Origin of the sequence: Streptomyces seoulensis (genome assembly GCF_004328625.1) — a bacterium.
GTDB lineage: Bacteria > Actinomycetota > Actinomycetes > Streptomycetales > Streptomycetaceae > Streptomyces > Streptomyces seoulensis.
The window spans coordinates 3,130,137-3,140,560 of record NZ_CP032229.1 but is presented as its reverse complement, the minus strand read 5'-3'; the positions used below and the strand labels follow the sequence as shown (position 1 = coordinate 3,140,560).

The window sequence follows — 10,424 nt, the reverse complement described above, 5'->3', positions numbered from 1 at the left end:
CAGCCGATACCGACTGGGGGTCTTCGCACATGTGGGGCTAACAGGATTTGAACCTGTGGCCTCATCCTTATCAGGGATGCGCTCTAACCAACTGAGCTATAGCCCCGCCCGCTTCGCGGGGGGTGTCCCGCGCGCTGACTCCTGAAGATTAGCGCACGACCGGGGCAGTCCCAAAATCGGTTGGCGGGGGGCCGTCGACCGAGGCGGAAGGCGTCCCTACTCGTCCTCCGCGAGGGTCAGCTCGATGCCGCCCACGAAGCCCGCGGAGAGGTTGTAGATGAAGGCACCGAGCGTCGCCAGGGCCGTGGCCAGGACGACGTCGATGACCGCGATGATCGTCGCGAACATCAGGACGTGCGGCAGCGAGAGGTAGGACTGGAGGTCGAAGCCGGTCGCCTCGGTGGCCCCGGTCGCCTCCGAGATCGTGCCGCCCACGGTGGAGAACACGCCCATCGCGTCCAGCACCATCCACAGCACCGCGGACGCCACGATCGTGCAGACGCCGAGCGCGATGGAGAGCAGGAAGCTGACCTTCATCACCGACCACGGGTCCGCCTTGGCCACCCGCAGCCGCGCCTTGCGGGTACGCGGCGCCGTGCCCACCCCGGTGCGGGGCCGCCGTACCGCGCCGGCCGGTGGCTGCGCCGCGTACGCCTGCGGCGGGTGGTAGGGCCCGGCCGGCTGCTCGGGACCGCGCTCACCGGGCAGCGGGGAGGCCGCCATCCCCTCGGTCGTACCGGCGCCGGCCCGCGCTCCACGGGTGTCCGTCACGGTTCCCCCCTGGGAACTCGAAGAATCAGGAGTAGAAGCAGAAGAAGCGTCGGCGGAGGCCGCCTGCGCGGCGGAGCCACGGCCGCCGCCGTCCGTCTCCGTACCCGTGGAGGTACCGGCCGATCCGGCGCCCGTGGCTCCGCTCACGTGATTCACTCCTCGTGCTACTCGGCCGAGGGCGCCTCACCCTCGTCCGTGGCGATCGTGGTGACCTCGGTGACCTCGACGGTCTCGTCGACGACGATCTCGCCGTCGACCTCCTCCGCCTCACGCCCCGCTTCGGCGTTGCGAGCGATACCGACCACGGCATCGCGCTTGCCCAGGTTGATCAGTTGGACGCCCATGGTGTCACGGCCCGTCTCCCTGACCCCGCTGACGCGCGTACGAATCACACCGCCGCCGAGGGTGATGGCGAGGATCTCGTCACTCTCCTCGACGATCAGCGCGCCGACGAGCGAGCCCCGGTCCTCCACGATCTTGGCAGCCTTGATGCCCAGACCGCCACGTCCCTGCACCCGGTACTCGTCCACAGGCGTCCGCTTGGCGTAACCGCCGTCGGTCGCGGTGAAGACGAAGGTACCCGGACGCACCACGTTCATCGAGAGCAGCTCGTCACCCTCGCGGAAGCTCATGCCCTTCACACCGGAGGTGGCACGGCCCATCGGACGCAGCGTGTCGTCCGACGCGGTGAACCTGATGGACTGCGCCTTCCGGCTGACGAGGAGCAGGTCGTCGTCGGCCGAGACCAGCTCCGCACCGATCAGCTCGTCGTCCGCGCCGTCCTCGCCCGCCCGCAGGTTGATGGCGATGACACCGCCGGAACGCGGCGAGTCGTAGTCCTTCAGCGGGGTCTTCTTGACCAGGCCCGCCTTCGTGGCCAGCACCAGGTACGGCGCCGCCGCGTAGTCCCGGATCGCCAGGATCTCGGCGATCGCCTCGTCCGGCTGGAAGGCGAGCAGGTTGGCCACGTGCTGGCCGCGCGCGTCCCGTCCGGCGTCCGGGAGCTCGTACGCCTTGGCCCGGTAGACGCGGCCCTTGTTGGTGAAGAACAGCAGCCAGTGGTGCGTGGTGGAGACGAAGAAGTGGTCGACGATGTCGTCCTCCTTCAGCTTCGCGCCCCGCACCCCCTTCCCGCCGCGCTTCTGCGCCCGGTAGTCGTCCGTCTTGGTGCGCTTGATGTAGCCGCCGCGCGTGACGGTGACGACGATGTCCTCCTCGGCGATCAGGTCCTCGATGGACATGTCGCCGTCGTAGGGCACCAGCGTGCTGCGCCGGTCGTCGCCGAACCGCTCGACGATGGTGGCCAGCTCGTCGTGGACGATCTGCCGCTGCAGTTCCTCGGAGGCGAGGATGCGGTTGTACTCGTTGATCTTCGCCTGGAGCTCGTCGTGCTCCTGCACGATCTTCTGGCGCTCCAGGGCGGCCAGCCGGCGCAGCTGCATCTCGAGGATGGCGTTGGCCTGGATCTCGTCGATCGCGAGCAGGTCCATCAGGCCGCCGCGGGCGATCTCGACGGTCTCACTGCGCCGGATCAGCGCGATGACCTCGTCGATGGCGTCCAGGGCCTTCAGCAGACCGCGCAGGATGTGCGCGCGCTCCTCGGCCTTGCGCAGCCGGAACCGGGTCCGGCGGACGATGACCTCGATCTGGTGCGTCACCCAGTGCCGGATGAACGCGTCCAGCGACAGCGTGCGCGGCACCCCGTCGACCAGGGCCAGCATGTTGGCGCCGAAGTTCGTCTGCAGCTCGGTGTGCTTGTACAGGTTGTTCAGCACGACCTTGGCGACCGCGTCCCGCTTGAGGACGATCACCAGACGCTGCCCGGTGCGGGACGACGTCTCGTCGCGGACGTCGGCGATGCCGCCGATCTTGCCGTCCTTCACCAGGTCGGCGATCTTCTGCGCCAGGTTGTCGGGGTTCACCTGGTACGGCAGCTCGGTGACGACCAGGCACTGCCGGTTCTGGATCTCCTCGACCTCGACCACCGCGCGCATCGTGATGGAGCCGCGCCCGGTGCGGTACGCCTCCTCGATGCCCTTGCGGCCCACGACCAGCGCGCCGGTCGGGAAGTCCGGGCCCTTGATGCGCTCGATGAGGGCGTCCAGCAGCTCCTCCTGCGACGCCTCCGGGTGCTCCAGGTGCCACTGGGCGCCGGCCGCGACCTCACGGAGGTTGTGCGGCGGGATGTTGGTCGCCATGCCGACCGCGATACCGGCCGAGCCGTTGATCAGCAGGTTGGGGAAGCGGGCGGGCAGGACGGTCGGCTCCTGGGAGCGGCCGTCGTAGTTGTCCTTGAAATCGACGGTGTCCTCGTCGATGTCGCGGACCATCTCCATCGACAGCGGCGCCAGCTTGCACTCGGTGTAGCGCATCGCGGCCGCCGGGTCGTTGCCCGGGGAGCCGAAGTTGCCGTTGGAGTCGACGAGCGGCATGCGCATGGACCACGGCTGCGCGAGGCGCACCAGGGCGTCGTAGATCGAGCTGTCGCCGTGGGGGTGGTAGTTACCCATGACGTCGCCGACGACGCGCGCGCACTTGTAGAAGCCGCGGTCGGGGCGGTAGCCGCCGTCGTACATCGCGTACAGCACACGGCGGTGGACGGGCTTGAGGCCGTCCCGGACGTCGGGCAGCGCGCGCGACACGATGACGGACATCGCGTAGTCGAGGTAGGAGCGCTGCATCTCGGCGTCGAGGCCCACCGGCTCGATCCGGAGGGTGACGGTCTCGCCCGTCTCCTCCTCCGGGGTCACCGGTTCGGGCATGAACTCGGGGGTTTCGTCGGTCATTGCTGGTGAAGATCCTTCCCTGGTGCGGTCAGCCGGGACCGACTCAGATGTCGAGGAAGCGGACGTCCTTGGCGTTGCGCTGGATGAAGAGGCGGCGGGCCTCGACGTCCTCGCCCATCAGGACCGAGAACAGGTCGTCGGCCTGCGCGGCGTCATCGAGGGTGACCTGGCCGAGGACGCGGTGCTCCGGGTCCATCGTGGTCACGCGCAGCTCCTCCGCGTTCATCTCACCCAGACCCTTGAAGCGCTGGATGGAGTCCTCACGGATGCGCTTGCCGCGCTGGCGGCCCATCTCGATCAGCGCGTCGCGCTCGCGGTCGGAGTACGCGTACTCCACGTCGTCCCGGCCCCACTTGATCTTGTAGAGCGGGGGACGGGAGAGGTAGACGTACCCGGCCTCGACCAGCGGCCGCATGAAGCGGAACAGGAAGGTCAGCAGCAGGGTGTTGATGTGCTGGCCGTCGACGTCGGCGTCCGCCATCAGGATGATCTTGTGATAGCGGAGCTTCGCGATGTCGAAGTCCTCGTGCACACCCGTGCCGAACGCGGAGATCAGCGCCTGGATCTCCTGGTTCTGCAGGATCTTGTCGATCCGCGCCTTCTCGACGTTGAGGATCTTGCCGCGGATCGGGAGGATCGCCTGGAACTGCGGGTTGCGGCCGGACTTGGCCGAACCGCCGGCGGAGTCGCCCTCGACGATGAAGATCTCGCACTTGGACGGGTCGTTCGACTGGCAGTCGGACAGCTTGCCCGGCAGCGCGCCGGACTCCAGCAGACCCTTGCGCCGGGTGAGGTCACGGGCCTTGCGGGCCGCCACACGCGCGGTGGCCGCCTGGATGCCCTTGCGGATGATGTCCGCCGCCTCGACCGGGTTGCGGTCCAGCCAGTCGTTGAGGTGCTCGTAGACCGCGCGCTGCACGAAGGTCTTGGCCTCGGTGTTGCCCAGCTTGGTCTTGGTCTGGCCCTCGAACTGCGGCTCGCTCAGCTTGACCGAGATGATCGCGGTCAGACCCTCGCGGATGTCGTCACCGGTGAGGTTGTCGTCCCGCTCGCGCAGCAGCTTCTTGTCGCGCGCGTACTTGTTGATCAGGGAGGTCAGCGCCGCGCGGAAGCCCTCCTCGTGGGTGCCGCCCTCGTGGGTGTGGATGATGTTGGCGAAGGAGTAGACACCCTCGCTGTATCCGCCGTTCCACTGCATGGCGACCTCGAGGGACAGGCTCTTGTCCTTGTCCTCCGCCTCCAGCGAGACGACCGTCGGGTGCACGACGTCGCCCTTGCGGGAGTTCAGGTACGTCACGAAGTCGACGATGCCGCCGTCATAGCGGTACGTGACCGACTTGACCTCGGCCTTCTCGTCCGCGCCCGCCTCGTCCGCGCCGCTCGTGGCCTTCGCCGACTCGCGCTCGTCGGTGAGCCTGATCGTCAGGCCCTTGTTCAGGAACGCCATCTCCTGGAAACGCCGGGACAGCGTCTCGAAGGAGTACTCCGTGGTCTCGAAGATCTCCGGGTCGGCCCAGAAGGTGACCGACGTGCCGGTCTCCTCGGTCGCCTCGTTCTTCACCAGCGGCGCCGTGGGGACGCCCATCTTGTAGTCCTGCGTCCAGCGGTAGCCGTCGGTCTTCACCTCGACGGCGACCTTCATGGACAGCGCGTTCACCACGGACACGCCCACACCGTGCAGACCGCCGGAGACGGCGTAGCCGCCGCCGCCGAACTTGCCGCCCGCGTGCAGCACGGTCAGCACGACCTCGAGGGCCGGCTTGCCCTCGGAGGCCACGATGCCGACCGGGATGCCTCGGCCGTTGTCCACCACACGGACCCCGCCGTCGGGCAGGATCGTCACGTCGATGGTGTCCGCGTGACCGGCCAGCGCCTCGTCGACGGAGTTGTCGACGACCTCGTACACCAGGTGGTGCAGACCGCGCTCACCGGTGGAACCGATGTACATGCCGGGGCGCTTGCGGACCGCGTCCAGCCCTTCGAGCACGGTGATGGCGCTGGCGTCGTACGAGGCGGCGACTGCCTCGCCGAGGACGCCGGCGTCGGTGGAAGGGATGTTCTCGTTGGGGTTGCCGGAATCGGCCACGAAGCGCCCTTTCTGGCACAGCACGAGCGCTCCTTGCGGGTGCGCGCCCTCCGGAAGGAGGGTTGCCGGAGCGGCTGCGGCATGTTGCGTTGGTAAGCCCTGAATCAGCGTTGCTCAGCTTTTCCCGGACGGTCCCCACGATTGGGGCGGGATCGCCTTCCAGTCTACCGGTAGCACCGACAATGATGGGGGCTTGCGGGCACCTGAGTACGCATGTGCCGCCCTGAACCGGCCCCGACCGGGTCCCGATATGGGGAAGGGGGCTGCGAGGGGCTCACAGCGGCGCTCAGGGCTTCGGGCCGTCAGCCCTTGTCCATCGGGGGGTCGGCCCATGATCGGCCGCCGATCCGTACACCTGTACGGCCATGGAGTGCCCTTGCGCCTCACTGGTCAGACGTGAGGTACGTCACCCGTAGGTGTCGCCCGGACCGGCGCTTCCGGGGGCCCTGAGAGGCCCGTACCGGCGCACCGGGGAGCCCGGACCGTTCACCTTGATCATCCGTACGGTGCCGTGACCGAGGTCCTCGTTCAGCCGGGCCACGAGCGTCGGCGCCAGCAGCCGGAGCTGCGTCGCCCACGCCGTCGAGTCGCAGGAGACCGACAGCACCCGCTCGTCCTCGTCGTACCGCTGCGGCACACAGTGCTTCGCCAGGTCCTCGCCGACGATCTGCGGCCAGCGGCCCATGACACCGCCGACCGCCGCCGGGGCCTCCCAGCCGCGCTCGTTCAGCAGCCGGTTGATCGCCGCGCCCAGCGCCATCGGGTCCCGGCCGTCCGCCCGAGCGCCCGAGCGCAGGCCACCGCCGCGCCGCGCCTGCTTCTTCTGCCGCGCCGCGTCCCCACGCGCGCGTGCCTGCTCCTTCGCCGCGCGCAGCGCCACGCGCGCGAGGTCGACGCCGGACGGCTCCGGCGCCTTGCGGTCCTGCTCGCCGCTCTCGCTCATGCCGGCTCCACCGTGCCGTCGGCCACCGCGTACCGGGCGCCCGCCAGGACGTGCGGCACGTCGTCGTCGACCGCGGCCGTCACCAGCACCTGCTCGCCGGGCGCCACCAGCTCGGCCAGCCGCTCCCGGCGGCGGGCGTCCAGCTCGGCGAAGACATCGTCCAGGATCAGCACCGGCTCGTTCCCCTCGGCCCGCAGCAGGTCGTAGGAGGCAAGGCGCAGCGCGAGCGCGTAGGACCAGGACTCGCCGTGCGAGGCGTAGCCCTTGGCGGGGAGGCGGCCCAGGCGCAGCACCAGGTCGTCGCGGTGCGGGCCGACCAGGGTCACGCCCCGCTCGATCTCCTGCTTGCGCGCCTCGGCGAGGGCGGCCGTCAGCTGTTCGGCCAGCTCCTCGCGGGTGTGCGCGGTGCCGGGCGCGGAGGACTTGTACTCCAGCGCGACGGGCCCGCCACCGGGGGCGAGCTGCTCGTACGCCTTGTCGGCGAGCGGCTGGAGGACCCCGATGAGGTCCAGGCGCTGGGCGAGCAGCTCGGCGCCCGCGTGCGCGAGGTGCTGGTCCCACACGTCGAGGGTGGAGAGGTCCATGGAGCGGCCGCCGTGCCGGCGCGCGAGGGCGGCGGACTTCAGCAGGGTGTTGCGCTGCTTGAGCACCCGCTCGTAGTCGGAGCGGACGCCCGCCATGCGCGGGGCGCGCGCGGTGATCAGCTCGTCCAGGAAGCGGCGCCGCTCACCGGGGTCACCCTTGATCAGCGCGAGGTCCTCGGGGGCGAACAGCACGGTCCGTACGATGCCCAGCACGTCACGCGGCCTGACCTGCGAGGACCGGTTGATCCGGGCCCGGTTGGCGCGGCCCGGGTTCAGCTCCAGCTCGACCAGCTGCTGCCGCTCGCCCTGGCGGACCTGCGCCCGGACCACGGCACGCTCGGCGCCCATGCGGACCAGGGGGGCGTCGGCGGAGACCCGGTGGCTGCCCAGGGTGGCCAGATAGCCGACGGCCTCGACGAGGTTGGTCTTGCCCTGCCCGTTGGGGCCCACGAAGGCGGTGACGCCCGAGCCGAGCGGAACCTCGGCCCGGGCGTACGAGCGGAAGTCGGCCAGCGAAAGATGCGTGACGTGCATGGTCGTTCGCCGACCTCCCTCAACAGCCTGCGGATCGCCGGGGCGACCCTGTGGACTACTTCTTCTGCCTGCTTACGGCTTCTTCTCCACCGCGTGGCCGCCGAACTGGTTGCGCAGCGCGGCGATCATCTTCATCTGCGGCGAGTCGTCCTGCCGCGAGGCGAACCGCGCGAACAGCGACGCGGTGATCGCGGGCAGCGGCACCGCGTTGTCGATCGCGGCCTCCACCGTCCAGCGTCCCTCACCGGAGTCCTGCGCGTAGCCGCGCAGCCCGTCCAGGTGCTCGTCGTCGTCGAGCGCGTTGACCGCGAGGTCGAGCAGCCAGGAACGGATGACCGTGCCCTCCTGCCAGGAGCGGAAGATCTCGCGGACGTTCTCCACGGAGTCGACCTTCTCCAGCAGCTCCCAGCCCTCGGCGTACGCCTGCATCATGGCGTACTCGATGCCGTTGTGGACCATCTTGGAGAAGTGGCCCGCGCCGACCTTGCCGGCGTGTACGGAGCCGAAGTCGCCCTCGGGCTTCAGCGCGTCGAAGACGGGCCGCACCTTGGCGACGTTCTCCTCGTCACCGCCGTACATCAGCGCGTAGCCGTTCGCCAGGCCGTGGACGCCGCCGGAGACGCCGCAGTCGACGAAACCTATGCCCTTGGCCGCCAGCTCCTCGGCGTGCTTCTCGTCGTCCGTCCAGCGGGAGTTGCCGCCGTCCACGACCACGTCGCCGGGCTCCAGCAGCTCGCCGAGCCGGTCTACGGTCGCCTGCGTCGCCTCGCCCGCCGGGACCATCACCCAGACCACGCGCGGGGCGCTGAGCTTGCCCACAAGCTCTTCGAGGCTGTGGACGTCCGCGAGGTCCGCGTTGCGGTCGTATCCGATGACGGTGTGGCCTGCGCGGCGGATGCGCTCGCGCATGTTGCCGCCCATCTTGCCGAGGCCGACGAGACCGAGCTCCATCAGTTGTTCCTTAGGTCGCTGTGTGGCGTGCCGGGCACGTGGGTGCCCGGCACCGAGCCTAACGGCGACCCGTCATGCACAACTGTGGGTATAGGCGCTCATTCGTAAGCCCTCCCACCTGGGCTTTTGCCACCCGGCCGGGGCCAGGTGGACCCGGCTCAGCCGCTCAGGCGCACCGGCATGATCAGGTACTTGTAGGCGTCGTCCGCCTCCGCGTCCAGCGCGGGCTTGCCGCTGAGCAGCGCCGGCTTGGTCGAGGTGGTGAACGACAGCTGGGCCACGGGGGAGTCGATCGCGCTCAGACCGTCCAGCAGGAAGGTCGGGTTGAAGGCGATCGAGATGTCGTCGCCGTCGAGCTGGGCGTCGACCCTTTCCACAGCCTGTGCGTCGTCGCTGGAGCCGGCCTCCAGGATCAGCACGCCCTGCTCGAAGCTGAGGCGCACCGGGGTGTTCCGCTCGGCGACCAGGGCGACGCGCTTGACGGCCTCCACGAAGGGGGCGGTCTCGATCACGGCGACCGAGTTGAACTCCGTCGGGAACAGCGTGCGGTACTTCGGCAGGTCGCCCTCGAGCAGCCGCGTGGTGGTGCGGCGGCCGGCGCCCTCGAAGCCGATGAGGCCCTCGCCCGAGCCGGAGCCGGAGAGCGCCAGGGTGACGTTGTCACCGGCGCCGAGCGACTTGGCGGTGTCCAGCAGCGTCTTGGCCGGGACCAGGGCGACCGCGGAGGCGTCCGGGTTCTCCGGCTTCCACAGGAACTCGCGGACCGCGAAGCGGTAGCGGTCGGTGGAGGCCAGGGTGACCGTGTCGCCCTCGATCTCGATGCGCACACCGGTGAGGACGGGCAGCGTGTCGTCGCGCCCGGCGGCGATGGCCACCTGGGACGCGGCGGCCGCGAAGACCTCGCCGGGGACGGTGCCCGTGGCGGTCGGCATCTGCGGCAGCGCCGGGTACTCCTCCACCGGCAGGGTGTGGAGCGTGAACCGCGAGGAGCCGCAGACCACGGTCGCCCGTACACCGTCTGTGGAGATCTCCACCGGGCGGTTGGGCAGCGCGCGGCAGATGTCGGCGAGCAGCCGGCCGGAGACCAGGACGGTGCCCTCCTCCTCGACCTCGGCCTCGACGCCCACCCGGGCGGAGACCTCGTAGTCGAAGCCCGACAGGCTGAGCTGGCCCTCCTCGGCCTTCAGCAGCAGGCCGGCGAGGACAGGCGCCGGCGGACGGGCCGGGAGGCTGCGTGCCGCCCACGCCACTGCCTCCGCGAGTACGTCGCGTTCCACCCGGATCTTCACCGTAAGCCGCCTCCTGCTGTTGCCTTCTGAGTCCTCCGACTCGGTGTCGCCTCCCGTTGCGAGGGGAAGGACACCGGTGACCAGTCTGACGCACCGCGCTGACAGCAGGTGCCGGTCGGGGTCAAGTCGGGCCGAGGGGCAGCCGAGCGCGAAACAGCGAGTTGTGCACAGGCCCCGCTTCGAAACGGATTCCTAGCTCTCTCTAGTCGGGAGTAGTAGTAGGGCCTGTGGATACCGTGGATAACCCCGTTTTCGCAGGTCAGGCCCCAAATTTTATCCACTGACCCTGTGGGCGAAGCCCGTGGACAACTTGGCCTGTCTGTGGAGAACAGAAAGTTCTGCACACACCGTCCCCAGGACAGGGCGAGTTCTCCCCAGCTGCGTCCCCAGGTTTGGCGTCGTTTCCCACAGGGGCTGTTGGCAGTTTCGTGTGACGGCTTTCACTCGACGCAGTGACTGGGCCCGTGATGTTGCCGAACA

General features: G+C 69.5%; 7 protein-coding genes and 1 tRNA gene. All 8 read right to left on the bottom strand.

Annotation, left to right across the window (positions count from 1 at the left end):
- Positions 1-32: 32 nt before the first annotated feature.
- The 8 genes from D0Z67_RS14640 to dnaN all read right to left on the bottom strand — a co-directional run bounded on the left by D0Z67_RS14640 (position 33) and on the right by dnaN (position 9,944).
- Positions 33-106: transfer RNA gene (locus D0Z67_RS14640), tRNA-Ile, on the bottom strand.
- Positions 107-216: 110 nt separating this feature from the next.
- Positions 217-918 carry a DUF3566 domain-containing protein gene (locus tag D0Z67_RS14635; RefSeq protein WP_078872989.1) on the bottom strand — a complete coding sequence of 234 codons (702 nt, stop codon included), beginning with the start codon at positions 916-918 and terminating at the stop codon, positions 217-219.
- A gap of 17 nt (positions 919-935) precedes the next feature.
- Entirely contained in the window at positions 936-3,557 is a 2,622-nt protein-coding gene (gene gyrA, locus D0Z67_RS14630; RefSeq protein WP_031179067.1) for a DNA gyrase subunit A, read from the bottom strand.
- Positions 3,558-3,600: 43 nt separating this feature from the next.
- Positions 3,601-5,667: a DNA topoisomerase (ATP-hydrolyzing) subunit B gene (gyrB, locus tag D0Z67_RS14625; protein WP_031179068.1), complete on the bottom strand. Its 2,067-nt coding sequence runs from the start codon at positions 5,665-5,667 to the stop codon at positions 3,601-3,603.
- 382 nt (positions 5,668-6,049) lie between these two features.
- Positions 6,050-6,586 (bottom strand): DciA family protein, encoded by a 537-nt coding sequence (locus D0Z67_RS14620; protein WP_031179069.1) that lies wholly within the window; start codon positions 6,584-6,586, stop codon positions 6,050-6,052.
- Entirely contained in the window at positions 6,583-7,704 is a 1,122-nt protein-coding gene (gene recF / locus D0Z67_RS14615; protein ID WP_031179070.1) for a DNA replication/repair protein RecF, read from the bottom strand. Before recF ends, D0Z67_RS14620 begins: the two co-directional genes overlap by 4 nt.
- Positions 7,705-7,776: 72 nt before the next feature.
- Positions 7,777-8,655 carry a phosphogluconate dehydrogenase (NAD(+)-dependent, decarboxylating) gene (gene gnd, locus D0Z67_RS14610; protein WP_031179071.1) on the bottom strand — a complete coding sequence of 293 codons (879 nt, stop codon included), beginning with the start codon at positions 8,653-8,655 and terminating at the stop codon, positions 7,777-7,779.
- 158 nt (positions 8,656-8,813) lie between these two features.
- Positions 8,814-9,944: a DNA polymerase III subunit beta gene (dnaN, locus tag D0Z67_RS14605; protein WP_031179072.1), complete on the bottom strand. Its 1,131-nt coding sequence runs from the start codon at positions 9,942-9,944 to the stop codon at positions 8,814-8,816.
- Positions 9,945-10,424: the final 480 nt, after the last annotated feature.